The sequence below is a fragment of the Sphingobium sp. HWE2-09 genome (assembly GCF_035989265.1).
In the GTDB taxonomy this organism is placed as follows: domain Bacteria; phylum Pseudomonadota; class Alphaproteobacteria; order Sphingomonadales; family Sphingomonadaceae; genus Sphingobium.
Window position 1 is genome coordinate 1,832,903 of record NZ_JAYKZX010000003.1, and the last position, 25,047, is coordinate 1,857,949.

Annotated in this window: 23 protein-coding genes, 1 tRNA gene and 1 pseudogene; 16 read left to right on the forward strand and 9 right to left on the reverse strand. The window is 64.6% G+C overall.

The features are described from left to right. Nucleotides 1–45: 45 nt before the first annotated feature. A complete protein-coding gene (locus tag U5A89_RS14350) occupies nt 46–1,206 on the reverse strand; it encodes a glycosyltransferase (RefSeq protein ID WP_338161749.1) in 1,161 nt (386 codons plus the stop codon). A 96-nt stretch (nt 1,207–1,302) separates the two neighbouring features. Beyond that, complete coding sequence (locus U5A89_RS14355; protein ID WP_338161750.1) at nt 1,303–1,728, reverse strand: hypothetical protein; 426 nt, start codon at nt 1,726–1,728, stop codon at nt 1,303–1,305. 141 nt (nt 1,729–1,869) lie between these two features. Here U5A89_RS14355 and U5A89_RS14360 point away from each other — a divergent pair, with 141 nt between their 5' ends. The 7 genes from U5A89_RS14360 (at nt 1,870) to phoB (ending at nt 9,145) form a co-directional block, all read left to right on the forward strand. Then, nucleotides 1,870–3,114, forward strand: a complete 1,245-nt coding sequence (locus U5A89_RS14360; protein WP_338161751.1) for an ATP-binding protein — start codon at nt 1,870–1,872, stop codon at nt 3,112–3,114. 102 nt (nt 3,115–3,216) lie between these two features. Continuing rightward, nucleotides 3,217–4,275, forward strand: coding sequence for a substrate-binding domain-containing protein (locus U5A89_RS14365; RefSeq protein WP_338161752.1), 1,059 nt, complete (start codon nt 3,217–3,219; stop codon nt 4,273–4,275). A 7-nt stretch (nt 4,276–4,282) separates the two neighbouring features. Next, nucleotides 4,283–5,677, forward strand: coding sequence for a phosphate ABC transporter permease subunit PstC (pstC, locus tag U5A89_RS14370; protein ID WP_338161753.1), 1,395 nt, complete (start codon nt 4,283–4,285; stop codon nt 5,675–5,677). Next, complete coding sequence (gene pstA / locus U5A89_RS14375; protein WP_338161754.1) at nt 5,674–6,918, forward strand: phosphate ABC transporter permease PstA; 1,245 nt, start codon at nt 5,674–5,676, stop codon at nt 6,916–6,918. Before pstC ends, pstA begins: the two co-directional genes overlap by 4 nt. Nucleotides 6,919–6,926: 8 nt before the next feature. Continuing rightward, on the forward strand, nt 6,927–7,715 hold the full coding sequence (pstB, locus tag U5A89_RS14380) for a phosphate ABC transporter ATP-binding protein PstB (RefSeq protein WP_338161755.1): 789 nt from the start codon (nt 6,927–6,929) through the stop codon (nt 7,713–7,715). A 30-nt stretch (nt 7,716–7,745) separates the two neighbouring features. After that, on the forward strand, nt 7,746–8,441 hold the full coding sequence (gene phoU / locus U5A89_RS14385) for a phosphate signaling complex protein PhoU (protein WP_338161756.1): 696 nt from the start codon (nt 7,746–7,748) through the stop codon (nt 8,439–8,441). Between the two features lie 2 nt (nt 8,442–8,443). Then, nucleotides 8,444–9,145, forward strand: coding sequence for a phosphate regulon transcriptional regulator PhoB (gene phoB / locus U5A89_RS14390; protein ID WP_338161757.1), 702 nt, complete (start codon nt 8,444–8,446; stop codon nt 9,143–9,145). Between the two features lie 73 nt (nt 9,146–9,218). Here phoB and def read toward each other — a convergent pair whose 3' ends face one another. Next, the gene (def, locus tag U5A89_RS14395; protein WP_338161758.1) at nt 9,219–9,749 is read right to left on the reverse strand and encodes a peptide deformylase; all 531 of its coding nucleotides are present in this window, start codon (nt 9,747–9,749) and stop codon (nt 9,219–9,221) included. Between the two features lie 347 nt (nt 9,750–10,096). After that, nucleotides 10,097–10,693 (reverse strand): recombination mediator RecR, encoded by a 597-nt coding sequence (gene recR, locus U5A89_RS14400; RefSeq protein ID WP_338161759.1) that lies wholly within the window; start codon nt 10,691–10,693, stop codon nt 10,097–10,099. A 53-nt stretch (nt 10,694–10,746) separates the two neighbouring features. On the opposite strand from recR, the gene fmt reads away from it, so the two are divergent. Together fmt and truA are read left to right on the forward strand one after the other, a co-directional pair. Next, the gene (fmt, locus tag U5A89_RS14405; protein ID WP_338161760.1) at nt 10,747–11,655 is read left to right on the forward strand and encodes a methionyl-tRNA formyltransferase; all 909 of its coding nucleotides are present in this window, start codon (nt 10,747–10,749) and stop codon (nt 11,653–11,655) included. An 18-nt stretch (nt 11,656–11,673) separates the two neighbouring features. Further along, nucleotides 11,674–12,429, forward strand: a complete 756-nt coding sequence (truA, locus tag U5A89_RS14410; protein ID WP_338161761.1) for a tRNA pseudouridine(38-40) synthase TruA — start codon at nt 11,674–11,676, stop codon at nt 12,427–12,429. Here truA and U5A89_RS14415 read toward each other — a convergent pair. Next, the gene (locus U5A89_RS14415) at nt 12,422–13,387 is read right to left on the reverse strand and encodes a GGDEF domain-containing protein (protein WP_338161762.1); all 966 of its coding nucleotides are present in this window, start codon (nt 13,385–13,387) and stop codon (nt 12,422–12,424) included. The genes truA and U5A89_RS14415 overlap by 8 nt on opposite strands. A 59-nt stretch (nt 13,388–13,446) precedes the next feature. Next, complete coding sequence (locus U5A89_RS14420) at nt 13,447–14,166, reverse strand: queuosine precursor transporter (RefSeq protein ID WP_338163063.1); 720 nt, start codon at nt 14,164–14,166, stop codon at nt 13,447–13,449. Between the two features lie 69 nt (nt 14,167–14,235). Between U5A89_RS14420 and U5A89_RS14425 the strand changes: the two genes are divergently transcribed. After that, nucleotides 14,236–14,312: transfer RNA gene (locus U5A89_RS14425), tRNA-Arg, on the forward strand. A gap of 44 nt (nt 14,313–14,356) precedes the next feature. On the opposite strand, the gene fsa is transcribed toward U5A89_RS14425, so the two are convergent. After that, complete coding sequence (fsa, locus tag U5A89_RS14430; protein ID WP_338161763.1) at nt 14,357–15,010, reverse strand: fructose-6-phosphate aldolase; 654 nt, start codon at nt 15,008–15,010, stop codon at nt 14,357–14,359. Between the two features lie 80 nt (nt 15,011–15,090). On the opposite strand from fsa, the pseudogene U5A89_RS14435 reads away from it, so the two are divergent. Both U5A89_RS14435 and U5A89_RS14440 read left to right on the forward strand, forming a co-directional pair. Beyond that, nucleotides 15,091–17,258 (forward strand): annotated as a pseudogene (locus U5A89_RS14435) (primosomal protein N'). Continuing rightward, nucleotides 17,258–17,437, forward strand: coding sequence for a DUF1289 domain-containing protein (locus U5A89_RS14440; RefSeq protein WP_338161764.1), 180 nt, complete (start codon nt 17,258–17,260; stop codon nt 17,435–17,437). The pseudogene U5A89_RS14435 and the gene U5A89_RS14440 overlap by 1 nt, the downstream one beginning before the upstream one ends. Here U5A89_RS14440 and U5A89_RS14445 read toward each other — a convergent pair. Next, nucleotides 17,394–18,920: a hypothetical protein gene (locus U5A89_RS14445; RefSeq protein ID WP_338161765.1), complete on the reverse strand. Its 1,527-nt coding sequence runs from the start codon at nt 18,918–18,920 to the stop codon at nt 17,394–17,396. The two genes, U5A89_RS14440 and U5A89_RS14445, sit on opposite strands and share 44 nt — an antisense overlap. 74 nt (nt 18,921–18,994) lie before the next feature. Continuing rightward, nucleotides 18,995–20,068, reverse strand: coding sequence for a bifunctional DNA-binding transcriptional regulator/O6-methylguanine-DNA methyltransferase Ada (gene ada / locus U5A89_RS14450; protein ID WP_338161766.1), 1,074 nt, complete (start codon nt 20,066–20,068; stop codon nt 18,995–18,997). A 126-nt stretch (nt 20,069–20,194) separates the two neighbouring features. Here ada and U5A89_RS14455 point away from each other — a divergent pair, with 126 nt between their 5' ends. The 4 genes from U5A89_RS14455 to U5A89_RS14470 all read left to right on the forward strand — a co-directional run bounded on the left by U5A89_RS14455 (nt 20,195) and on the right by U5A89_RS14470 (nt 25,046). Then, entirely contained in the window at nt 20,195–21,766 is a 1,572-nt protein-coding gene (locus U5A89_RS14455; RefSeq protein WP_338163064.1) for a S1C family serine protease, read from the forward strand. Between the two features lie 185 nt (nt 21,767–21,951). After that, on the forward strand, nt 21,952–22,506 hold the full coding sequence (locus U5A89_RS14460; protein WP_338163065.1) for a F0F1 ATP synthase subunit delta: 555 nt from the start codon (nt 21,952–21,954) through the stop codon (nt 22,504–22,506). A gap of 3 nt (nt 22,507–22,509) precedes the next feature. Beyond that, entirely contained in the window at nt 22,510–24,039 is a 1,530-nt protein-coding gene (gene atpA / locus U5A89_RS14465; RefSeq protein WP_338161767.1) for a F0F1 ATP synthase subunit alpha, read from the forward strand. A 122-nt stretch (nt 24,040–24,161) separates the two neighbouring features. Then, a complete protein-coding gene (locus U5A89_RS14470) occupies nt 24,162–25,046 on the forward strand; it encodes a F0F1 ATP synthase subunit gamma (RefSeq protein ID WP_338161768.1) in 885 nt (294 codons plus the stop codon). Nucleotide 25,047 lies beyond the last annotated feature (1 nt).

Consider the following 25,047-nt stretch of genomic DNA (forward strand, 5'->3'; position numbering starts at 1 on the left):
TCTCACTCGCTGTAGCGCGAAAGACGTAGCCAAGAACCTAACGCATCAGGACAAGGCTGGCGACCGGGTCGATCGCCGGGTGGTTTCACCCGTCAGACTTTCGAACGCGCGCAGATAGCGGTCCAGCGCGCGCTCTACACTATGGTCTCGGATTGCGGCGGCCATCTGGGCGGGCGACGCGGGGTGACTCATCGCTCGGTCGATCGCGCGAGCGAACGCGCCAGCATCGCCCACCGGCACCACCGGCGGCTGCCCGGCGGCGGCCAGGAGCGGACGGATATTGGGCGTGCTGTCGGTCGCGACCACGCCCGCCCCGCAGGCCAGCGCCTCGATCAGGGTCGCGCACAGGCCTTCCCACAGCGACGGTTGTAGCAGCAGGTCGGCCTGGGCCATGAGCGCGGTCATTCGGGCCGGATCGCCGACATAGCCGACAAAATCGACCCGATGGGCGATACCCAGGGCGACACAGCGGCGTTCGAGGTTAGTTCTTAGTGGCCCCTGCCCTGCTATGGTCAATCGCCAGTCGCCATGAGGCAATAGCGCCAGCGCATCAAGCGCGGTCGCCTGATCCTTCTGCCGCGCCAGTCGCCCGACCATGAGGAAGCGCCACGGATCGCCGGGCCGACGCGGCGTCCGTGCGGCGCGCGCCTGCTCCATCGCCTGCGTCACGGTGGGCCGGGGCAGCAGCCGGACGTCGCCACTGCGCGCCAGCAATTCGCGGTCATGCTCGCCCATGACGATTGTCAGGTCGCTCAGCCGGGCGATGGCGCGAAAGCGCAACTGCCGTGCCGATGCGCTGATGCCGGTCTGGCCGGGCCGCACGATCGGGTTGGAAATACGGCCGACCGCCTTGGTCGTGGTGCCCAGCGTCGCCAGCGCGACCAGCATATTGCTCTGGTTACCGGCCGAATAGAGAATGTCGGGCCGATGCCGCCGCACCATCGCGGCCAGCGCCGGAAATTGCGCGATCATCGACAGGCGACGGATGCCCCGGGGCGCGGGCACGCAGCGCACGGTCATTGTGGGATCGATCAGGTGGGCGGTGGCGCCCTCCGTGCGCGCCATCCACAGTTCGACCGGCACGCCCTGACGGTGGAGATGGTTGGCAAGCAGGATGGCGACGCGGTCAAGCCCGCCGTCACCAGGCTGATACAGATAGACAGCCACCGAAAAAGCACGCGTCGTCGCGCGGGGGGACTGAACCATCACAAAGTCCTAGCCAGAAACCGAACCGTCCCAGGTTCGACGCCGTCAACGCCTATAAGCCGTATTCGTTCAGATCAAGACCAAGAAAGGACGGATTCAGCGCGGCATTTGCAGCGAGGCGTAGCAGGTAAAGCCGCTCGTTCCCCGCTGGAGGCGGCGGATATAGTTGAGATAGGCTTGATTCTGCTCATAGCCGGTGCCCGGCAACGGGCGGCCGCGCAGCGCCTGCTTCACCTGTTCGCCGGTGAAGCTGCGACCGGTGCCGGGATAGGCGCCGGGCGTACCGGCCGGGACGAGCTGACCATTGGGGGCGATGAAATTGCCCGCCCTGCCCTGATCGGGAACCGGGATCGTACAATTGAGCACCGACGCTGCGGTGTTGGCGAGCGCGGGGCGGATCGACACGATCGCCGATGCGGCGGCCGCGCCGCCCATCAGCAATTGGCGACGCGATGGCACAGCCAGTGAGGGCGCGTCATCATGGGCTTCTGGGCCATCCTGGTCGGGCTTCGGGTCGCTCATATCGTCTGATCCGCTCGTCGCACTTGCCAAAGCGTAAAGATTGCACGCTATTAGACATAGCCATCGCAGCAATTGCGCGACAAATCCAGCGCGGTAACCATGAATTGACTGACAATATCCCAGATTACGGCGTCCCTTGCCATGTTGTTGCTTGGCACGGGCGGCGCGTTATTGCTGGGCGCATCGCCCATCACCATCGCCCTGCCGATTCTGGCGGGACTGATCGTCCTGTTGATCTGCGCCCAGGGCGTCGCCGCGCGGCAACCAGCCAAATCCGCCGTTCCGGATACACCCGATCTGGTCGGCCACCCCGATTTCGCCAGCTTGCTGGAGGGGATTTCCGATCCGCTGATGCTGGTAGAACGCAGCCGCATCGTGCGTGCGAATCGTGCGGCGCAGCGGTTGCTCGGCACGCATATCGAGGGGGAGGACGCGCGCATGGCGATCCGCCACCCCGCCGCCGCCGAACGGCTGGCGAGCAGCGCGCCGATGGCGGAACCGGTGATGGTGGAACTGGTCGGCCTGGGCAGTCGCGACCAGCGCTGGCAAATGCGGATCGCGCCGATCGGCCAGGTCGCCGATATGCGGCGGCTGGTCCATCTGGTCGATCATAGCGGCACCCATGCGGCCGAACGGATGCGCGTCGATTTCGTCGCCAATGCCAGCCATGAACTGCGCACGCCGCTGGCCGGGATATTGGGCTTCATCGAAACGCTGGCCGACCCGGAACTGGGTAAGGACACCGAAACCCGCCAGCAATTCCTGAAGATCATGGACGGCGAAGCGCGGCGGATGCAGCGGTTGATCGACGACCTCATATCGCTGTCCCGGATCGAAGCGGAGAAATACCGCGCGCCCGATGCGCTGGTGGACCTGTCCGAACTGGCGGCCGAAGTCGTCGGCGTCTTCCGCTCCAGCCATGGCGACCGGGGGCGCGAGGTGGAGATGGAGATCGCGCCGCAGTTGCCCAGCGTGCAGGGCGACCGGGCGCAGCTTTCGCAGTTGCTGCACAACCTCATCGGCAATTCGATCAAATATGGCCGCCCCGGTACGCCGATTCGCGTCACGCTGACCGAGGGGCCCAGCAGCATGACGCGCCTGACCGTCGCCGATGAAGGCGAAGGCATCGGTCCCGATCATTTGCCGCGCCTGACCGAGCGTTTCTATCGCGTCAATTCGGGGCGCAGCCGGGCGATGGGCGGAACGGGGCTTGGCCTCGCCATCGTCAAGCACATCGTGGAGCGGCATCGTGGGCGGTTCGATATCGCCAGCACATTGGGAAAAGGCACGACTATCACCGTGCTGCTACCGCCGCCGATGGAGGACGTACCAAATAAAAGCGACGAGAAAAGGCGGCCTTCGGCGCTTTCGGGGACGATGTCATGAAAATGAAACCTGACTGTCACAAAGGCGCGATGGTCCGCGACTAGGGCGCTTCCCAAGGGGGCGGCGACAAGCGAATCGCGGCTCTGTTGTTTGGAGGTTCCCGTGAAGACATTCGCCCTGCTCGCCGTGACGACCGTAAGCGTTCTCAGCCTTGCCGCATGCGGCGACCAGTCCGGCGGCGGTGGCGCAGGCCAGACGCGCGACCAGATCCGCGCCGTCGGTTCGTCCACCGTCTATCCCTTCGCCACGGCGGTCGCCGAACTGTTCGTGCAGGGCAATGCCGGCATGAAGTCGCCGATCATCGAATTGACCGGCACCGGCGGCGGCATGAAGCTGTTCTGCGCAGGCGTCGGCGCGCAATTCCCCGACATCGAAAATGCGTCGCGCCGGATCAAGAAGTCCGAATATGAGCAGTGCCAGACCAATGGCGTCAAGGACATCATCGAAATCCAGGTCGGCGTAGACGGCCTGGCCTTTGCCGAATCCAAAAAAGGCCCGGGCCTGAAACTAACCCCCAAGATCGTCTATGAAGCGCTGGCCGCCAATCCCTATGGCAAGGGTCCGAACAAGGCCCAGACTTGGAAGGATGTGGACCCCAGCCTGCCCGCCATCGCCATCTCGGTCTTCGGTCCGCCGTCCACCAGCGGTACGCGCGATTCGCTGGCCGAACTGATCTTGGAAAAGGGCTGCCAGTCCGATCCGGCGATGAAGGCGCTCAAGGAAAAGAACGAAGACGAATATAAGGCGACCTGCACCCGCATCCGCGAAGACGGCAAATATGTCGACTCGGGTGAGAACGACAATCTGATCGTGCAGAAGCTGGGCGCGAACCCCAATGCGGTCGGCATATTCGGCTACAGCTTCCTGGAAGAAAATAAGGACACGTTGAACGACGTGCCGATCAACGGTATTCAGGCGACTTACGAAACCGTGTCGACCGGCCAGTATCCCGGCGCCCGTCCGCTCTACATCTATGTGAAGAAGGCGCATATCGCGGCCATTCCGGGGCTTCAGGGCTTCCTGAACGCCTTCGCCGCCAACTGGAACCCCGACGGCGCGCTGACCAAGCGCGGCATGGTCGCGGCGCCGGAAGATGTGCGCAAGAAGAGCGCCGAGATCGTCAAGGCGCTCACCGTCCTCGACGGTTCGCAGCTGAAGTAAGGGCGCCATGACCGGTCCTGCAATCCTCCTGCTGCTGGCGGGCCTGGGCGCGATCGCCTGGGTCAGCGCCCGCGCCCGCGCGCTGCGGCTGCAAACCGCGGCGCGGGCGACCGGGCGGCGTGACGCCGTCCATTCGCTGCCCGGCTATCATGGCTGGTACGTGGCGCTGTGGACTTTGGTCCCCGCCATCCTGTTCCTGGTGGTCTGGTCCAATGTCGCGCCGGGGCTGGTCACGCAAAGCGTGCTGGCAGACCCGGCCGCCCAAAGCCTGCCCGCCGACGCCTTCTCACGCTCCGCCATATTGGGCGAGGCAAGGGCGATCGCCAGCGGCAGTCAGGCAGGCGCGTTCAATCCGCTGTCGCAGGCGCTGGTCGAACCCTATCGCACGGCGCTCGATACATATGGCATTGCAGGCGCGGTGCTGGCGCTGGTGCTGGCCTTTGCGGGTGGCGCCTATGCCTTCACCCGCGTCCGCCCCGATTTCCGGGCGCGCACGCGGGTCGAGCGGCTGGTCATGGCGACGCTGCTGGTCGCTTCGCTGATCGCGATCATCACGACGGTGGGCATTGTCGCGTCGCTGCTGTGGGAAAGTTTCCGCTTCTTCTCGATGGTCAATCCGATCGACTTCCTGTTCGGCACCAAATGGTCGCCGCAGTCGGCCGCCATGGGCTATGGCAATGACGATGCCTTCGGCGCGGTGCCGCTGTTCTGGGGCACCATCTTCATCGGCGCGATCATCGCCATGATCGTCGCGATCCCGCTGGGCCTGATGAGCGCCATCTACCTGACGCAATATGCCAGCCCGACCGTGCGCCGGTGGATGAAGCCGACGCTGGAGATGCTCGCGGGCGTACCCACCGTGGTCTATGGCTATTTCGCTGCGCTCACCATTGCCCCGGCGCTCCGCGACTTCGCCGTATCGATCGGCATCCATGGCGCCTCTTCGGAAAGCGCGCTGGCCGCAGGGCTTGTCATGGGCGTGATGATCATTCCGTTCGTCTCCTCCATGGCGGACGACAGCATCGCCGCCGTACCGCAATCGATGCGCGACGGCAGCCTGGCGATGGGCGCGACCACCAGCGAGACGATCCGCAAGGTGCTGATCCCCGCCGCGCTGCCCGGTGTCGTAGGCGGCGTGTTGCTGGCCGTCAGTCGCGCCATCGGCGAAACGATGATCGTGGTGATGGCCGCTGGCCTGGCCGCGAACCTGACCGCCAATCCCTTCGCCAGCGTGACCACGGTGACGACCCAGATCGTCCAGTTGCTGACCGGCGACCAGGAGTTCGACAGCGCCAAGACGCTGGCGGCCTTCGCGCTGGGGCTGGTGTTGTTCATCGTCACCCTGTTGCTCAACATCGTGGCCCTGCGGGTCGTGAAGAAATATCGCGAGGCTTACGAATGAGCGCTGTTCGCAACCCCACCGACTGGAAGTCGGAGGCCATGCGCAAGCGGATCGCGGGGCGCTATGCCGCCGAACGCCGCTTCAAATTTGCGGGCCTGTTCGCGGTCGTCCTGTCCGCCTCCTTCCTGGCGTTCCTGCTCATCACCATGATGGGCAATGGCCTGCGCGGCTTCACCCGGACGGAGATCGCGCTGAAAGTCGATTTTCCGGCGTCCCCGCTGCTGATCGATCCCAATGCGATCACGGACGAGGCGTTGAACAACGCCAATTTGCCGATGGTGACCGGCGAAGTCGCGAAAAAGGCGCTGGGTGACAAGGCCGATGCGCTGCTGTCGCCGACCGCCTGGATCAGCATCCGTGACGCGATCAAGGCCGATCCGAAGATCCTGAGCCGGACCGAGACGATCAACGTTCCTGCCTCCACCGGCCTGGACCTGGCGGCCAAGAGCCAGGGATCGCCGGAGATGGAAGCGGCGGTGACGCGGCTGAAGCAACAGGGCGTGCTGTCCACCGGCTTCAACTGGAATTTCCTGTCCGCCAGCGACGGCACCGATCCGACCCAGGTGGGCATCTGGGGTGCGTTCAAGGGATCGTTGCTGACGATGCTGGTAACGCTGATCCTCAGCTTCCCCGTCGGCGTGGCGACCGCCCTCTATCTGGAGGAATATGCGCGCAAAAGCTGGTGGACCGACATTATCGAAGTGTCGATCAACAATCTGGCGGCGGTGCCATCGATCATCTTCGGCCTGCTGGGCCTGTCGATCTTCCTGAACTTGGCCCATCTGCCGCGATCGGCAGCGCTGGTCGGCGGCCTGACGCTGGCGCTGATGACGATGCCGGTCATCGTCATCGCCGGGCGCAACGCCATCAAGTCGGTGCCGCCCAGCATCCGCGACGCGGCGCTCGGCATCGGGGCCAGTCCGGTACAGGTCGTGTTCCAGCACGTGCTGCCGCTCGCCCTGCCCGGCATTCTGACCGGCACGATCATCGGCATGGCCCGCGCGCTGGGTGAGACCGCACCGCTGCTGATGATCGGCATGCGCGCCTTCATCGCGACGCCGCCGGGCGGGATCACCGATCCGGCGACCGTCCTGCCGGTGCAGATTTTCCTGTGGTCCGATGAAGTCTCCAGGGGTTTCGTCGAAAAGACGTCCGCCGCGATCATCGTGCTGCTGGCCTTCCTGCTCGCGATGAACGGCCTCGCCATCTACCTGCGCAACAAGTTTGAAACACGGTGGTAATGACACCCATGACAGAAGAACAAATCAACCTGGCCATCGAGAACCCGAAGATGTCCGCCCGCGACGTCAAGGTTTTCTATGGCGAGAAACAGGCGATCAAGGGCGTGTCGATCGATGTCGGCATGGACCATGTCACCGCCTTCATCGGCCCGTCGGGCTGCGGCAAATCGACCTTCCTGCGCACGCTCAACCGCATGAACGACACCGTCGCTTCAGCGCGGGTCGAGGGTGAGATCACGCTGGACGGGGAGAATATCTACGCCCCGTCGATGGACGTGGTGCAGTTGCGCGCGCGAGTGGGCATGGTGTTCCAGAAGCCCAACCCCTTCCCCAAGTCGATCTACGAGAATATCGCCTATGGCCCGCGCATCCACGGCCTGGCCGCGGGCAAGGCGGACATGGATGTGATCGTGGAAAAGTCGCTGCGCCGAGCAGGGCTTTGGGACGAGGTGAAGGACCGGCTGACCGAAAGCGGCACGGCTTTGTCGGGCGGCCAGCAGCAGCGGCTGTGCATCGGGCGTGCGATCGCGGTGGAACCCGAAGTCATCCTGATGGACGAGCCTTGCTCGGCACTGGACCCGATCGCCACCGCCAAGATCGAGGAGCTGATCCACGAACTGCGCGGCCGTTATGCGATCGTCATCGTCACGCATAATATGCAGCAGGCCGCGCGCGTGTCGCAGCGGACCGCCTTCTTCCACCTGGGCGACCTGGTGGAATATGGCGTGACGTCCGACATCTTCACCAATCCCCGCCAGGAGCGGACCAAGGATTATATCACCGGCCGTTATGGCTGATTTTGGGGCCGATCCGGGCGGAGAGAGATAATGGCTGAACATACGATCAAGGCATTTGACGAGGAAATCGACCGGCTGCGCGGGCTGATCGCCGAAATGGGCGGACGCGCGGAAGCAGCGATCGAAAACGCCATGCTGGCGCTGCAACGGCAGGACAAGATACTGGCGGCCGAAGTCGTCGCCGACGACAAGCGCATCGACGCGATCGAGGCGGAGGTCGAGAAGCTGGTGATCCAGGTGATCGCCCTGCGCGCGCCGATGGCGAACGACCTGCGCGACGTGATCGCCGCTTTGAAGATCGTCAGCGTCGTGGAGCGCATCGGCGACTATGCCAAGAATATCGCCAAGCGGGTGCCGCTGATCGCGACCAACACCCGGACGCTGGAGCCGATTTCGCTTCTTCCTTCCATGGGCCAGGTCGCCGGTGAAATGGTGCATGACGCCCTGAACGCCTTCGCCGCGCGCGATCCCGACCTGGCCCTAGCGGTGATCGAGCGCGACACGGTGGTGGACGATTTCTACAACAGTGTGTTCCGCACGCTGGTGACGTTCATGGTCGAAAACCCCAAGACGATCAGCGAATGCGCGCATCTGCTGTTCGTTGCCAAGAATATCGAGCGGATCGGTGACCATGCGACCAATGTCGCGGAAATGGTCTATTATGCCGCGACCGGCCAGACCCTGCCCGAGCGTGAGCGCGGCGCCGACCCGTTGCCGGAGGACTGATCATGGCAAGAGCGAAAATGCTGCTGGTCGAGGATGACGCAGCCCTGGCCGAACTCCTCATCTGGCATTTCAAGCGGGAGGATTTCGACGTCGCCCATACGGTCGACGGCGAAGAAGCATTGCTGATGGCGCAGGAAAATGTGCCCGACATCGTGCTGCTCGATTGGATGGTCGAAAGCCTGTCCGGCATCGAAGTATGCCGCCGCCTGCGCCGCATGAATGGCACCGCCAATATCCCGATCATCATGCTGACTGCGCGCGGTGAGGAAGAGGATCGGGTCCGGGGCCTGGAAACCGGCGCGGACGATTATGTGACCAAGCCCTTTTCCCCACGCGAACTGGTGGCACGGGTCGGGGCGGTGCTGCGCCGCGTCCGTCCGGCGCTGGCGGGGGAGACGCTGACCTTCTCCGACGTGGAGATGGATACGGTGGGGCACAAGGTTCGTCGTGGCGGGCAAGTCATCCCGCTCGGCCCGACCGAGTTCCGCCTGCTCAAGCATTTCCTGGAGCATCCGGGCTGGGTCTTCTCGCGCGAGCGGCTGCTCGACAGCGTATGGGGCCAGGACAGCGACATCGAACTGCGCACGGTGGACGTGCATATCCGGCGGTTGCGCAAAGCGATCAACGCCGACGGGCAATATCAGGACATTATCCGCACGGTGCGATCTGCGGGCTATGCGCTGGATACCGACGGGGTGGGGTAACAGTCACCCACAGTCAAAAAAGGCCTCCCCAATGCGGATTGGGGAGGCCTTTTTGACTGCTGCGGCGCACCGGTCAGGCGGCGCGGCGGGCCTTGTTCAGTTTCTTGAGCAGCATGTCGCGTTTCAGGCGCGACAGATGGTCGATGAAGAGCACGCCTTCCAGATGGTCCATCTCATGCTGGAGGCAGGTGGCGAGCAGGCCTTCGAGCTGTTCTTCGTGGATGCGGCCTTCGCGGTCCATCCAGCTGGCGCGGACGACGGCGGGGCGTTCGACTTCGGCATATTGATCGGGGACCGACAGGCAGCCTTCCTGATAGACGGACAGCTCTTCGGACCCTTTGAGGATCTGCGGGTTGATGAAGACCATCGGCTTCTTGACCGGCTTGGCGTCTTCCTCATCCGATTCGGGTTCCTGCAGGTCCATCACCAGCACCCGCTTGGGCACGCCGACCTGGATCGCGGCGAGGCCGATGCCCGGCGCGTCGTACATCGTTTCGAACATATCGTCGATCAGCCGTTGCAGATCGTCGTCAATCGCATCGACCGGGGTCGAAATGGTGCGCAGGCGCGGGTCGGGCGCTTCAAGGATCGGTAGGATTGCCATAGATCGAACATAGACGGAACGGGGCGATATTTCAAGCGGGTGGACGTGTCACCGAACAGCGGGAAGGAGCGGTGGCGGCGGTGGGTGGCCTTTGCTCTAATGTCTTAACTTCGCACATTTCCTGCACATCTTGAAATATCGGAACAAAAATGGGAAATTAAATTACAAAATAATCGTTGAGGGCGGCAGCGACCTAACCTTGGTGCCAGATGCGAAGCAAAGTGGTCCCGAACGATCCCGAAAAGAAGAAAAGTCCTTCGACGAGCTCAGGACGAACGGTTTGATAAGCCGCGCCGATATGCGCGTGGCGGTATAGCAGGCGTCCGAAGAGTAGGACAGCGCGTCCCCTACCCTACCGGCCGCCGCGCGCGGAGCGCTTGCGCCAGCGTGCCTTCGTCCAGATAGTCGAGTTCGCCGCCGACCGGCACGCCATGGGCCAACTGGGTCAGGCGGATCGGGAAGCGCTCCAGTCGTTCGGCGAGGTAATGGGCGGTGGTCTGTCCTTCCAGCGTCGCGTTCATTGCCAGCACCACTTCATCGACGCCGCCCGGCTCCAGCCGCGCGACCAGCGCGTCGATCGTCAGGTCTTCGGGCCGCACCCCTTCCAGCGCGGACAGGCGCCCGCCCAAGACGTGGAAGCGGCCGGGGAAGAGGCGCGACTTGTCGAGCGCCCACAGGTCCGACACATCCTCCACCACGCACAGCGCACGCGGGTCGCGGCGCGGATCGGCGCAGATGCCGCAGGGATCGATCGTGTCGACATTACCGCAGATGTGGCAGCTCACCATCCGCTCGTTCACCGCTTCGAGCGCGCGCAGCAGCGGTTCCATCGCCCCTTCCCGCTTCTTGAGCAGATGCAGTACCGCCCGCCGCGCCGATCGGGGGCCAAGGCCGGGCAGCCGCGACAGGGCTTGGGTCAATGCTTCGATTTCAAGTGAGGCCATATGCTGAGATAAAGTGTTGCAAGTCATGCAGACAAGGGCTTTGAGGACGCATCATGCGTATTATCTATATGGGCACCCCCGATTTCGCCGTTCCTGCGCTCGACGCGCTAGAGAAGGCGGGTCACGCCATCGTCGCCGTCTATAGCCAGCCGCCCCGCCCCGCGGGTCGCGGCAAGGGGTTGCGTTCGTCCCCGGTGCACAGCCGGGCGGAGGCTCTGGGGATAGAGGTGCGGACGCCGGTATCGTTGAAGGATGCCGAGGTGCAGGCCGCCTTTGCGGCACTGGACGCCGATGTCGCGGTGGTCGCGGCCTATGGGCTGATCCTGCCGCGCGCCGTGCTGAATGCGCCGCGCCATGGCTGCATGAACATCCATGCGTCGCTGCTGCCGCGCTGGCGCGGCGCGGCGCCGATCCAGCGGGCGATCCTGTCCGGCGACAATGTGACCGGCGTGACGATCATGGATATGGAAGCGGGCCTGGACACCGGGCCGATGCGAGCCAAATATATCACGCCGATCGAATATAAGGCCGCGGGCGAACTGACGGCCGAACTGGCGCAGGCGGGCGCGGACCTGATGGTCGAGGTGCTGGACGATATTGCGCTGCACCCGGCGATGGCGCAACCCGAAGAGGGCGTGACCTATGCCGCCAAGATCGACAAGGTTGAGGCGCGGATCGACTTCACCCGCCCGGCGATCCAGGTCGAGCGGCAGGTGCGGGCCTTCAACCCCTTTCCCGGCGCGTTCTTCGCATATGGCGGCGAACGGTTCCGTATCCTGATGGCGCATGTCGAGCATGAGGATGGCGCGCCGGGCGACTTACTGGACGATGCGCTGCTGATCGGGTGCGGTCATGGGGCGATCCGCCCGACGCTGATCCAGCGTGCGGGCAAGGGGGCGATGACGGCGGACGAACTGCTGCGGGGCTATGACATGCCGCAGGGGAGCCGGGTGGATGGCTGAACGCGGGGGATGTGATTTTTGACCCGCTTCGCCTTCACCGTCGAATTTGACGGGCGGCCCTTCATGGGGTGGCAGCGTCAGTCCCATGGCCCGAGCGTGCAGCAGACGATCGAGGATGCGATCTTCGCCGTGACGGGCGAGCGCGCGGTCATCCATGCGGCAGGACGCACCGACGCGGGCGTCCATGGGCTTTGCATGCGCGCCCATGCGGACATCGGGAAGGACATGGCGCCCTTTCGCCTGATGGAGGCGATCAACGCGAAGATGCGGCCGCATCCGGTCGCGATCCTGGCGTGCGAGCCGGTCGCCGAGGATTGGCATGCGCGCTTTTCCTGCGTTGGTCGATCCTATGTCTATCGCATCGCCAATCGCCGCGCGCCGCTGACCTTCGAACGGGGGCTGGTGTGGCGGGTGATCCAGCCGCTGGATGCCGAAGCCATGCATGAGGCGGCGCAGATATTGGTCGGGCGGCATGATTTCACCACCTTCCGGTCGGCCCATTGCCAGGCGGAAAGTCCGGTCAAGTCGATCGACCGATTGGACGTGGCGCGCGATGGCGACCGCATCGCGGTGCACGCCGCCGCGCGATCCTTCCTGCATCACCAAGTGCGATCGATGGTCGGGTGCCTGGCAATGGTGGGCATGGGGCGGTGGACGGCCGCCGATTTGCGCAATGCGCTGGAGGCGAAGGATCGCGCGGCGCTGGGCCTCAACGCGCCGCCGGACGGGCTATATTTCGTGCGCGCCGATTATCCTGGCGAAACGGTCAGATAAAGGCCGCCGCGCATAGCTTGTCCTTGCCGGTGCGCTTGGCCGAGCGCATCGCATCGTCGGCGCAGGCGATCAGCCGATCGAGATCGGCGGGATCGGGCGTTTCGGCCGTGACCAGGCCGAAGCTGCCGCTGATCCCCATGCCATAGGCGGCGAGCGCCAGCCGCGCCTCTTCGCCGAATGTCCGTGCCGCCTGCGCATCCCGATCCGCCAGCAATACCAGAAATTCGTCGCCGCCGATCCGCGCGACGATGTCGCCCGCGTCGGCCTGCGCCTTCAGCAATTGTCCGACATCGGCCAGACAGGTGTCGCCTGCCGCATGGCCCTGCCCGTCGTTCAGCTGCTTGAACCCGTCCAGGTCCAGGAAGAGCAGGCTGACGCAGCTTTGCGCATGGGCGCTATGGGCCAGCACGTCCTTCGCCCGGCAGGCGAAGCCGCGACGGTTGAGCAGTCCGGTCAAGGGGTCGTGCATCGCTTCGAAACTGGCCTGGCGCAGGTCCGACAGATCCTCGATCACGGCGAGGTAGAAGTCCGGGCGGTCTGCTTCGTCACGGACCATCGCGACGGTCAGGTTGATCCAGATGATCTCCCCATCCGGCCGGATATAGCGTTTTTCCATCGCATAGCGCTGCAGTTCCCCGGCGTTGAGTTGCGCCAGCAATGCTTCGTCGGCGTGGAGATCGTCGGGATGGGTGATCTGGCGAAAGCCGGTGCGGATCAGGGTTTCGGAATCATAGCCGCTGATCTGGCAAAAGCGCGGATTGACCAGCAGAAAGGCGCCGTCCAGCCCGACATGGGCGATACCGACGGGCGCGTGCTGGAAGGTCGCTTCGAACCGCCGCTGCGCCAGCGACAGGGCGGACGCCAGCGTTCCGTCCAGCGCGACGACCTGCGCCGGTGCGGAAGATATTGTCTGGCGCGAAGGCGATTGGGTGAAGTGCCGGTGCGACTGCCTGCTCATGCCCCCCTATTGCAGAGCAATGGTAAAGAGAGGCTTACCTTTGCGCGGTTGCCGGACCGTCAGAGCCGCGTGCGGAAGGGCGTGAAATTGGTGCCATCGTCATAGACGTCCAGCCCTTCGCGGCGCTTGAGGCCGTTGACGACAATGTAGGTGACCGGGGTCAGCACCGCTTCCCAGCCGACCTTCATCGCCCAGTTGGTGACCATCACGGTCAGCACCTGCGTATTGCTCCAGTCGGCATAAAAGGCGAGCGGGTAGAAGAGCAGGCTGTCCACCCCCTGGCCAACGATGGTCGAGCCGATGGTGCGCATCCACAAATGCCGCCCCTGCGTCAGCAGCTTCATCTTGGCGAGGACGAAGCTGTTGGCCAGTTCCCCGGCCCAGAAGGCGATCAGGGAAGCGAAGACGATGCGCCATGTGCTGCCGAACACGGCTTCATAGGCTTTCTGGTCGGGCCATCCGTCCGCGGGCGGCAGGGCGACCACCACCCAGCTCATCAATGCCATGAACAGCATCGCGCCGAACCCGGCCCAGACGCAGCGGCGCGCGCGGGCATAGCCATAGACTTCGGTCAGCACGTCGCCGATGACATAGCCCAACGGGAAGAAGAGGATGCCCGCGCCGAAAGTGAAACCGCCCAAGGTCGACAGCTTGGCCGCGCCGATCAGGTTGGACAGCAGCAGGATGGCGACGAAGGCCGCCATGAAGAAATCATAATAGCGCAAGGGCCGCGCACCCAGCGCGCCTGCATCCACCCTGTTGACCGCCCCGTCGCCCATGGACATCTGCATATCGCGTGGCCGGGTGATTGCAAGCGGCGGAGTTGCAAGCTATCGCGACACCCGCATGGCCCCGTAGCTCAGTTGGATAGAGCATTCGCCTTCTAAGCGAATGGTCGCTGGTTCGAATCCAGCCGGGGTCGCCAGCAGCAGGCCGGGCGCTGCTTGCGCACCCGGCCATCGCACAGGCTTAGAGGATCGTCTGGCCGGTCTTGGCCCAGTCAGCGGCGAAGCCTTCCAGCCCCTTGTCGGTCAGGACGTGCTTGGACAGCATGCGGATGACGGCGGGGGGTGCGGTCATCACATCGGCGCCGATGCGGGCGCTTTCCAGCACATGGATGGGGTGGCGGACGCTGGCGACCAGGATTTCGGTGTCGAAGCCGTAATTGTCGTAGATCAGGCGGATATCCTGGATCAGCGCCATGCCGTCAAAGCCGTTATCATCGTGACGACCGACGAAGGGCGAAATGAAGGACGCGCCGGCCTTGGCGGCCAGCAGCGCCTGGTTGGCGGAGAAGCAGAGCGTTACATTGACCAGCGAACCATCGTCGGTCAGCGCCTTGCAGGTCTTGAGGCCATCGATCGTCAAGGGCACCTTGATGCAGACATTGTCCGCGATCTTGCGCAGGATTTCGGCTTCCTTCATCATCGTTTCATGGTCGAGCGCGACGACTTCGGCAGAGACGGGACCGTCCACAATGCCGCAGATTTCCTCGACCACTTCCAGGAATTTGCGGCCCGATTTGGCGATCAGCGAGGGGTTGGTGGTGACGCCGTCCAGCAGGCCGGTGGCGGCCAGATCGCGGATGTCGGCGGTGTCGGCGGTGTCGACGAAGAATTTCACAGGGCGGCCCTTTGCGCAAAAAAGTGATTCGTTGCGTGGCGCTATAGCGTCTTAGGGCTAGCCTGTCCTACATGGGCGCAATGTCCCGTGCCCGTGTCCTGATCCTCAACGCCGCCCTTGGCCCGCTCGACTATCGCGTGCCCCATGGCATGGTCGTCCAGCCCGGTAGCATCGTCGTCGCGCCACTGGGACCGCGCCAGTTAATCGGCGTGGTGTGGGAAGAGGACAGCTTCCCCGATATCGAGACGGTGGGCGACAACCGGTTGCGCAACCTGCTGGAGGTGGTGGACGCGCCGCCGCTGCCTGAGACGTTGCGGCGGCTGATCGAATGGACGGCGGATTATTATCTCAGCCCCCCGCCGCCGTGTTGCGCATGGCATTGTCATCCATGTCGGCGCTGGAGGGGACGCGGACGGTGATCGAATATCGCGCCACCGGCGCCGTGCCGGAGCGGATGACGGAGCAGCGCGCGCAGGCGCTGGAGCGGATCGGCGAGCGGCAGGGGCTGATCCGCGAACTGGCGATGATCGGCGGGGTCAGTGACGCGGTCATCCGGGGGCTGATCAAGCAGGATATTTTCGAGGCGATCGAAGTCAGCGTCGATACCCCCTTCCCCATGCCCGATCCCGGCCATGCGCAGCCCATGTTGTCGGACGCACAGACCAGCGCGGCGGAGCAGATGGCCGACGCGGTGCGTGCGCATGATTTCGCGCCCTTCCTGCTGGATGGCGTCACCGGATCGGGCAAGACGGAGGTCTATTTCGAGGCGATCGCGGCGGCGATCCGGGCGGACCGGCAGGTGTTGGTGCTGCTCCCCGAAATCGCGCTGACCGAGCCGTTTCTGGAGCGGTTCGAAAAGCGGTTTGGGACGGTGCCGGTCAACTGGCATAGCGGGTTGCGGCAGACCGAGCGGCGGCGGGCGTGGCGCGCCATCGCGAGCGGCCAGGCGCAGGTGGTGGTGGGCGCGCGGTCGGCTTTGTTCCTGCCTTATCCCAATCTGGGCCTGATCGTCGTGGATGAGGCGCATGAGGCCAGTTTCAAGCAGGAGGATGGCGTCCATTATCATGCCCGCGACGTGGCGGTGATGCGCGGGCTGATCGAAAAATTCCCAGTGATCCTGGCGTCGGCGACACCGGCAATCGAGACGCGGCATCAGGTGGAACTGGGTCGCTATGCCGAGATCAAACTGCCGTCGCGCTATGGCGGGGCGGAAATGCCCGCGATCGAGGGGATCAACCTGTTGACCGATCCGCCCGAACGGGGGCGCTGGATCGCGCCGCCGCTGGTGAAAGCGATCGACGAGGTGATGGCGAAGGGCGAGCAGAGCCTGCTGTTCCTGAACCGGCGCGGTTATGCACCGCTGACCCTGTGCCGCCATTGCGGCTATCGCTTCCAATGCCCCAATTGCACCGCCTGGATGGTGGAGCATCGGCTGACCCATCGGCTGGCCTGCCATCATTGCGGCCATGTCGTGCCCGCGCCGCGCTTCTGCCCCGAATGCAAGGAAGAGGATTTGCTCGTCGCCTGCGGTCCGGGCGTGGAGCGGATCGCCGATGAGGTGAAGGCGCTGTGGCCGCAGGCGCGCACCGCGATCGCGACGTCCGACACGCTATCCTCCCCTGCCCGCGTCGCCGATTTCGTGAAGTCGGTGGAGGCGGGCGACATCGATATCATCGTGGGCACGCAGCTCGTCACCAAAGGCTATCATTTTCCCAATCTGACGCTGGTCGGCGTGATCGACGCGGACCTGGGGCTGGAGGGGGGCGATTTGCGGGCGGCGGAGCGGACCTTTCAGCAGATCGTGCAGGTCGCCGGGCGCGCCGGGCGCGGGGCGAAGCCGGGCCGGGTGTTCATCCAGACGCGGATGCCGGGCAGCGAAGTGATCGAATCATTGATCGAGGGCGATACGGAGCGTTTCTACGCGGTCGAGACGGAGAACCGCCGCCGCGCCAACGCCCCGCCCTTCGGCCGCTTCGCCGCGATCATCGTGTCGAGCGAAAATGCCGACGAAGCGGCGCAGACCGCGCGGCTGATCGGCAAGTCGGCGCCGGTGATCGAGGGGATGCGCGTCTATGGTCCCGCGCCTGCGCCACTGTCGGTCCTGCGCGGGCGGCACCGGCACCGCCTGTTGATCCACGCCAATCGCACTGTCGATATCCAAGCGGCGATCCGCGAATGGCTGGGCAATCTGGCGTGGAAATCGGGGACGCGGGTGGCGGTGGACGTCGATCCCTACAGCTTCATGTGATGACCGCTACGCTCGCCAGCCCCTGCCGCAACCTCTGTTCGCTCGACCGGGAGCGGGCAAATTGCACCGGCTGCGGGCGGACGATCGCGGAGATCGTGCACTGGCGCAGCATGACGGATGTGCAGCGCGCCGCCGTCATGAGGCGGGTGGCGGATTTCCAGCCGCAGCGGCCGGTTTAACGCCACCCTTCTCCTTCTCCTGCGCATCATATTGCGCTTTCAGCTTCAAGGCGGCGTCGCGCATGCCCGACCCGTGGGGAGAATAGGCGATGGGGTCGAGCAGGATCGACGCCGAACCATAGGCGCCGCGCGCCGCCATCGCCTGCGCCAGGTTGAGGCGATAGGTCGGATTTTGCGGCAAGAGCGTATAGGCCTTGTAGAGGCCGTCATAGCCCAGGTCCGGCATCTTGCCGCCGCGCATCGCATGATAGCGGTAGAAGAGCGCCAACGGCACCGGATCTTCGGTATCTGCGCGATTGGCGCGGACGATCGATGTCAGCGCCGCCTTCCAGTCGCTGTCCACGTCGCTGTCCTGTGCGCGTTCCAGCAGCACCTCCGCCCGCACCGCATAGGCCCGCGCCGATTGCGCGTCGATCGCGATCGCCCGGTCGGCGGCGGCCAGCGCCGCGTCCGGCTTTTCGGCGGCCCATTCCGCTTCGGCCAGCAGCGACTGGACATAGGCGCTGGCGGGATATTGCGCCGCCTTGGTGCGGATGGTGGCGACGATGCCGGGTATGTCCTCGGTCGACGGACGATGGACGAGCCATAGCTCATCCTCCATCAGCGCCGCCTGTGCCGGATCGACCAGGGTGACGGTGATCGCGCCGATGGTCATTTCCTTGGGCGTCAGCACCGACATGTTGAGGCGATGGCGCATATAGGCCTTCAGATCCTTTTCCAGCGCATCCAGCCCGCCTTCGAAATAGCGATCCGGTTGAACGTCGGGCACACCGGTGGACAGATCGCGCAGATAATGCGTGATTTCCGCCGTGCGCGCCGATTTCTGCTGGAAATAATAATGGGTCAGCAGCCAGGCGGTGCCGTAATAGCGGTCACCGTCGCGCAGGTTCAGCCCTTCGGTATCGCGGGCGAACAGTTGCTTGAGCGGATAGGGCGTGCCCAGCACCAGGCCGGGCACGCGCGCCATCGGCACATGGGCAAACTCGATCGATCCATTTTTCGGGAATTTCACGACCGAGAAAAATTCCGCAAATCCCTCGATATACCAGCTGGGATATGCGGCCGGGAAATGGTGCAGCATGAAATGATGGGTATATTCGTGGAAGAGGACTTCTTCGGCCCCCATGTCGAACTTATTGTCCTTGCCGCCACGCGACAGGAAGGCATAGGCCGTCCGTTCCGAGGTCGTATAGAAGCCCGCAACATTGGGATTGCGGGCCAGCTTCTTCACCTTGCTTTCGCTGGACAGCATATAGACTTTGACCGGACTGCCCGCTTCGGGACTGGCGACGCCCGTCGCCCGCCGCAGCAGGAAGTCGAACTTCTCCAGCCGCTCGGCAAAGCCGCGCAACCTTTCGTCATTGCCTTCGCTATAGACGGTGAAATGGCGAGTCTGCGCCTGAAACCAGGCGGCGTGCGCCGTCCCCATGGTGGACAGGGCCAGCCCCCATGCGGCCAGCGCCTTCATCCAAAATCGCGTCATTCTACACCCCGCCCCCAAGACCGATCGTCAAGGTGGCGGAGCGCGGCGCGGTTGAAAAGATGGAATCTGCCTTTTTACGCAGGCTTTTCCGACGCCAGTAGCGCCCGTTTCCGGTCGATGCCCCAGGCATAGCCGCCCATGCCGCCATCGCCACGCACGACACGGTGGCAGGGGATGAGGACGGCAAGGCGGTTGTCGCCGCACGCGGTGCCCACGGCGCGCACCGCGCCGGGACACGCGATCGCAGCGGCGATGTCGCCATAGCTGCGCGTTTCACCCGGCGGAATGGCGCGCAGCGCGGCCCACACCGCCTGCTGGAAGGCTGTGCCCTGAACGTCGGTCGGCAGGTCCGCGCCGGCCGCCGGATCGTCCACCAAGGCCGCCACCCGCTTCGCCATCGCATCGAGCGCGGCATCGGCGGGCATCAGGGTGGCGTGCGGGAAGCAGGTGCGCAACGCCGCCTCCTCTTCGCCGAAGCTGATCCGGCATAGCCCCTTGGCCGTGGCGGCGACGAGCATCGATCCCAGGCTGGTTTCGACCGTGCGCCAGCGGATCACCACGCCGCGCCCGCCATCCTTCCAGGCACTGGGCGTCATGCCCAGATGCGCCTGCGCGTCCGCATAGGCGCGGCTGGGGGCGTTATAGCCCGCGTCGTAGATGGCGTCCGTCACACTGCCATCCTGCGCCAGCGCGGCCTTGAGCCGCCCCGCCCGCACGCCGCGCGCGAAGGCGGCCGGGGTCAGGCCCGTCTCCCGCTTGAACAGGCGATGGAAATGATGCGGGGCATAGCCGGCATGGGCGGCGATCGCCTCCAGCCGGGGCACGTCCAGCGCACCCTCGATAAAGGCGATCGCCTTGTCCACCGCCAGCCGATCCCGCCCGACCGCGTCGGGGCAGCAGCGCAGGCAGGCGCGATAGCCCGCCGCCCGCGCCGCTGCCGGATCGGGCAGGAAGCGCATATTTTCCCGCTTCGGGTGACGCGCGGCGCAACTGGGCTTGCAATAGATGCCGGTCGTCGTGACGCAGCCGACGAAGCGCCCGTCCATCGCCCGGTCGCGCGCGATGAAGGCGTTCCAGCAGGCGTCATCGTCCGGCATGGCGGCAGCGACGGTGGTTGGGGCGGGTTTCAGGCGAGTCATCTGGTTCATGCTTATGGGATAGCGCCGCGCGCATGACCATGCTTCCTGCGCCTTGCTTTCAAAACACCGCCAAGGGACATGGGGCGCATTTCCCGATTGCGCCGCGCCCGCCTTCCAATATGTATGCGCGCATCTATGGTCGCCCTGCTCCGCCGCTTCGCCCCCGCCCTGGCCTTCATGCTCGCCCTTGGCGCGCCTGCGTCGCTGCATGCCGAACAGCAGGACATCGCCGCCGCCGCGCGTGGCGTCGTGCGTGTGGCGCTGGTCGCGACCGATGGATCGGACGCCTATTTCGTCGGCCATGGCAGCGGCTTTGCCGTCGCGCCGGACAAGGTGCTGACCAACGCCCATGTCGTCGAACTGGCGCGCGAGGAAAAAAATCTCGTCATCGGGGTGATCCCGTCCGAAGGACGCAAGACCTATGGCGGGCGAATCATCGCCTATTCGCCGGGCAACGACCTGGCTCTCATCCAGTTGGAGGAAGGGCGCCTGCCGGTATCGACCTTCTACGCGGGTGCCGTGACCGACGGGCAGCATGTCACCGCGATCGGCTATCCCGGCACGGTGGACCGGGCGCAGGGACTGGGCCTGAAACAGATGGTCGAACCCATGGCGACGGTGAAGACCAGCGGCAATATTTCGGCGGGGCGGGCAAGCCGCAGCTTCGACACGTTGCTCCATACCGCGCCACTGGCAGCGGGGAATAGCGGCGGGCCGCTGGCGGACGATTGCGGCCGGGTGCTGGGCGTCAACAGCTTCGGATCGGTGTCGGACGGCAATGATGCGGAGTTCGGCTTTGCCGTGTCCTGGCGAGAGGTCGCCTCCTTCCTGCGGCAGGCGGGCGTGTCGTCGCTCCATACCGTCGTGCCGTGCCGGTCCATGGCCGAAGCCGATGCCGCCGAAGCCGGGATCACCCAGCGCGAATCGCAGGCGACCGAACAGAAGAGCCGCGCCAGCGCTGACGCCCGCGAGCAGGCGATGACCCGCGCCCGTGATGCGGCGGAGCGCGACATCATAACAGCGCGCGAAAATGCGATGGCGGGCGCGGCCGTGCTGTTGGCGCTCGCGGTGCTGGGCCTGGGCGCAGGCGGGCTTTTTTACAATCAGGGCAAGGAACGCCAGGCGACCTGGTTCCTGGCGGGCGGCGGCGTGCTGCTGCTGTCGGCGCTTGGCCTGTTCTTCCTGCGCCCGAGCTTTGCGGAAATAGACGAGCGGGCCAAGCTGCCTGCGGACAAGGGCGTGATCGGCAACAGCGCCTTTGCCTGGACCGGTGAGAATATCTGCAAGGTGGACCTGGCCCGCAGCCGCCTGACCGTGTCGCAGCCCGACGATATCGGGCTGAACTGGGCCGAAGGCGGGTGCGTCAACGGCGATACCCAATATGTCGCGTCCGGCACCTTATGGCAGCGGGCGAGCGTGCCGGACGAGGCCAATTATGTGACCAGCAGCCAGTTCGATCCGGTCAACGGCGTGCTGCGGGTGCAGCGCTGGCTGCCCGATATCGACACGATGGAAAAGGCCCGCGCGCTGGCGAAGACGGAGTTGGACAAGGGACCGATCAAGGGCTGCGGCGCGGACCCGGACCTGATGACCCGCATCGCTACGCTGCAAAGCGACCTGGGCACCATCCTCCCGGCCCAGCCGAACGAGCGGATCGTCTATCATTGCCAGAAGGGGCGACTGGCCCCGGCCGATCCTGCCGAATAACCATTTCGTCGCGGCGGAATTACTCAGGCAAATAGGCGCGATTTCCTACTATTGATCGAATCGCCTCTCATGACTTGCATAGTCATAATGGCGCTGCTAACCGGCCCGGCAACAGGGGCTCGGGACGGGATCAGACCGCGCCCTCTTTTTGCATGACCCGCAAATCAATGGAGGACGGCAGGCGCGTGGAGATTAACAGCGGCATACAGGCCAGTCTCAGCGGCCGCTACGCGGTGGCGCTGTTCGATCTGGCCCGCGACGCGCAGTCGCTTGATACGGTGGCAGCCAGCCTGGCCGGGTTGAAGGCGGCCATTGCGCAATCGCCTGATTTCAAAGGCCTGATCAACAGCCCCGTGCTCAGCCGGGATGTAAGCGGTAAGACGATCGCCGCCGTCGCATCCTCCATGGGCACCGATGCGCTGACGACGAAATTCCTGGGCGTCCTCGCCCAAAACCGTCGCCTGGGCCAGCTGCCCGCGGTCATCCGCGCTTATGAAACGCTGTTGTCGAATCACAAGGGTGAGGCCCGCGCCGAAGTGACGAGCGCCCATCCGCTGACCGATACGCAGATCACCGCCCTGACCCAGAGCCTGAAGGCGCGCGTCGGCCGCACCGTCACGCTCGACGCGAAGGTCGACCCCGCGATCCTGGGCGGGCTGGTCGTCAAGATCGGCAGCCAGATGATCGACAGCTCCATCCGCACCCGTTTGAATACGCTCGCCCAGGCGATGAAAGGCTAAGTCATGGATATCAACGCCGCAGAAATTTCGAAGGTCATCAAGGACCAGATCGCCAATTTCGGCACCGAAGCGCAGGTCAGCGAAGTCGGTTCCGTGCTGACCGTGGGTGACGGCATCGCCCGCGTCCATGGCCTCGACAACGTCCAGGCGGGCGAAATGGTCGAGTTCGCCAATGGCGTGCAGGGCATGGCGCTGAACCTGGAAGCCGACAATGTCGGCGTCGTGATCTTCGGCTCGGATAGCGAGATCAAGGAAGGCGACACCGTCAAGCGCACCGGCACCATCGTGGACGTGCCCGTGGGCAAGGGTCTGCTGGGTCGCGTCGTGGATGGTCTGGGCAATCCGATCGACGGCAAGGGTCCGATCGTGTCCGACCAGCGTATGCGCGTCGAGCGCAAGGCACCCGGCATCATCCCGCGCACGTCGGTGCATGAGCCTGTGCAGACCGGCCTGAAGGCGATCGACACCCTCGTCCCCGTCGGCCGTGGCCAGCGCGAACTGATCATCGGTGATCGCCAGACCGGCAAGACCGCCGTCGCGATCGACACCTTCATCAACCAGAAGGCCGCCAACGCGGGCGACGACGAGAGCAAGAAGCTCTACTGCATCTATGTCGCGATCGGCCAGAAGCGCTCGACCGTCGCGCAGATCGTCAAGCAGCTCGAAGAAAATGGCGCGATGGAATATTCCATCGTCGTCGCCGCGACCGCTTCGGAACCCGCGCCGCTCCAGTATCTTGCGCCTTACACCGGCGTGACCATGGGCGAATATTTCCGCGACAACGGCATGCACGCCGTCATCGTCTATGACGATCTGTCCAAGCAGGCCGTCGCCTATCGCCAGATGTCGCTGCTGCTGCGTCGTCCTCCGGGCCGTGAAGCCTATCCCGGCGACGTCTTCTATCTGCACAGCCGCCTGCTGGAGCGTGCGGCGAAGATGAACAAGGAAAATGGCTCCGGTTCGCTGACCGCGCTGCCGATCATCGAGACGCAGGCGGGCGACGTGTCGGCCTATATCCCGACCAACGTGATTTCGATCACCGACGGCCAGATCTTCCTGGAAACCAACCTCTTCTACCAGGGCATCCGTCCGGCCATTAACGTCGGCCTCTCGGTGTCGCGCGTCGGTTCCGCCGCGCAGACCAAGGCGATGAAGAAGGTGTCCGGCTCGATCAAGCTGGAACTGGCGCAATATCGCGAAATGGCGGCCTTCGCCCAGTTCGGGTCCGACCTCGACGCATCGACGCAGAAGCTGCTGAACCGCGGCGCGCGCCTGACCGAACTGCTCAAGCAGGGTCAGTTCTCGCCGCTGCCGTTTGAAGAGCAGACTGCGTCGATCTTCGCGGGCACCAACGGCTATCTGGACAGCGTCGCGGTCAAGGACGTGACCCGTTACGAAGAGCTGATGCTGGCGTACCTGCGTCACGATCACCCCGAAGTGCTGACGACGATCCGCGACAGCAAGGATTTGGGCGACGACGCCAAGGCCAAGCTGAAGGCTGCGCTGGACGCGTTCGGCAAGACGTTCGCGTAAATTTCTCTCCGTCATCCCCGCGAAAGCGGGGATCCATCTCCCAAGCGTCGCTCTTGGGGTGAGGTCAGGAGATAGATTCCCGCCTTCGCGGGAATGACGAAAGAGGGTTGAAGTAGGGAAGCATGGCTAGCCTCAAAGAACTGAAGATCCGCATCGGGTCGGTCAAATCGACCCAGAAGATCACCAAGGCGAAGCAGATGGTCGCCGCCGCGAAGCTGCGCAAGGCGCAGGCCGCAGCCGAGGCTGCGCGCCCCTATAGCAGCCGCCTGGAAGCGGTCGTCGCCAGCCTCGCCACCAAGATTGCGGGCGGCACCGGCGAAGGCGCGTCCCCGCTGCTGGCGGGCACCGGCAAGGATGAGGTGCATCTGCTGGTCGTTGCCAACTCCGACCGTGGCCTGGCCGGCGCGTTCAACGCCAATATCGTCAAGGCGGCGCTCGCCAAGGCGCGCGCGCTGGAACTGGACGGCAAGAAGGTGCAATTCTACCTGATCGGCCGCAAGGGGCGTCCGGTCATCAACCGCGCCTATCCGGGCAAGATCGTCGCCCAGTACGACACCACCGGCACCAAGGAGCCGGGTTTTGCGCAGGCGCAGGCGATCGCGCAGGAACTGAGCCAGATGTTCCTGGACGGCAAGTTCGACGTGGCGCACCTCTTCTATTCGCGCTTCAAGTCGGCGCTGGCGCAGATCCCGACGGAACAGCAGATCATCCCGGTCAAGATCCCGGCCGACGCCGACCGCAACGCCATCCCCGCCACGGTGGAATATGAGCCGAGCGAAGAGGCGATCCTGGACGACCTGTTGCCGCGCAACATTTCGATCCAGTTGTTCAAGGCGCTGCTGGAAAACAACGCCTCCGAACAGGGCGCGTCGATGACCGCGATGGACAACGCCACGCGCAACGCGGGCGACCTGATCAACAAGCTGACGATCCAGTATAACCGCAGCCGCCAGGCCGCGATCACCACCGAACTCGTCGAAATCATCTCGGGCGCTGAAGCCCTCTAAG

Bases quoted from the DNA above. Each gene is read 5' to 3' on its own strand.
- fmt (WP_338161760.1), top strand. From the start codon at position 10,747: ATGCGTATTATCTATATGGGCACCCCCGATTTCGCCGTTCCTGCGCTC.
- def (WP_338161758.1), bottom strand. From the start codon at position 9,749: ATGGCAATCCTACCGATCCTTGAAGCGCCCGACCCGCGCCTGCGCACC.
- U5A89_RS14440 (WP_338161764.1), top strand. From the start codon at position 17,258: ATGACCGCTACGCTCGCCAGCCCCTGCCGCAACCTCTGTTCGCTCGAC.
- phoU (WP_338161756.1), top strand. From the start codon at position 7,746: ATGGCTGAACATACGATCAAGGCATTTGACGAGGAAATCGACCGGCTG.
- pstB (WP_338161755.1), top strand. From the start codon at position 6,927: ATGACAGAAGAACAAATCAACCTGGCCATCGAGAACCCGAAGATGTCC.
- U5A89_RS14445 (WP_338161765.1), bottom strand. From the start codon at position 18,920: ATGACGCGATTTTGGATGAAGGCGCTGGCCGCATGGGGGCTGGCCCTG.
- U5A89_RS14355 (WP_338161750.1), bottom strand. From the start codon at position 1,728: ATGAGCGACCCGAAGCCCGACCAGGATGGCCCAGAAGCCCATGATGAC.
- U5A89_RS14415 (WP_338161762.1), bottom strand. From the start codon at position 13,387: ATGAGCAGGCAGTCGCACCGGCACTTCACCCAATCGCCTTCGCGCCAG.
- ada (WP_338161766.1), bottom strand. From the start codon at position 20,068: ATGAACCAGATGACTCGCCTGAAACCCGCCCCAACCACCGTCGCTGCC.
- U5A89_RS14470 (WP_338161768.1), top strand. From the start codon at position 24,162: ATGGCTAGCCTCAAAGAACTGAAGATCCGCATCGGGTCGGTCAAATCG.
- atpA (WP_338161767.1), top strand. From the start codon at position 22,510: ATGGATATCAACGCCGCAGAAATTTCGAAGGTCATCAAGGACCAGATC.
- pstC (WP_338161753.1), top strand. From the start codon at position 4,283: ATGACCGGTCCTGCAATCCTCCTGCTGCTGGCGGGCCTGGGCGCGATC.
- U5A89_RS14360 (WP_338161751.1), top strand. From the start codon at position 1,870: ATGTTGTTGCTTGGCACGGGCGGCGCGTTATTGCTGGGCGCATCGCCC.
- U5A89_RS14455 (WP_338163064.1), top strand. From the start codon at position 20,195: ATGGTCGCCCTGCTCCGCCGCTTCGCCCCCGCCCTGGCCTTCATGCTC.
- recR (WP_338161759.1), bottom strand. From the start codon at position 10,693: ATGGCCTCACTTGAAATCGAAGCATTGACCCAAGCCCTGTCGCGGCTG.
- U5A89_RS14350 (WP_338161749.1), bottom strand. From the start codon at position 1,206: ATGGTTCAGTCCCCCCGCGCGACGACGCGTGCTTTTTCGGTGGCTGTC.
- phoB (WP_338161757.1), top strand. From the start codon at position 8,444: ATGGCAAGAGCGAAAATGCTGCTGGTCGAGGATGACGCAGCCCTGGCC.
- pstA (WP_338161754.1), top strand. From the start codon at position 5,674: ATGAGCGCTGTTCGCAACCCCACCGACTGGAAGTCGGAGGCCATGCGC.
- U5A89_RS14420 (WP_338163063.1), bottom strand. From the start codon at position 14,166: ATGGGCGACGGGGCGGTCAACAGGGTGGATGCAGGCGCGCTGGGTGCG.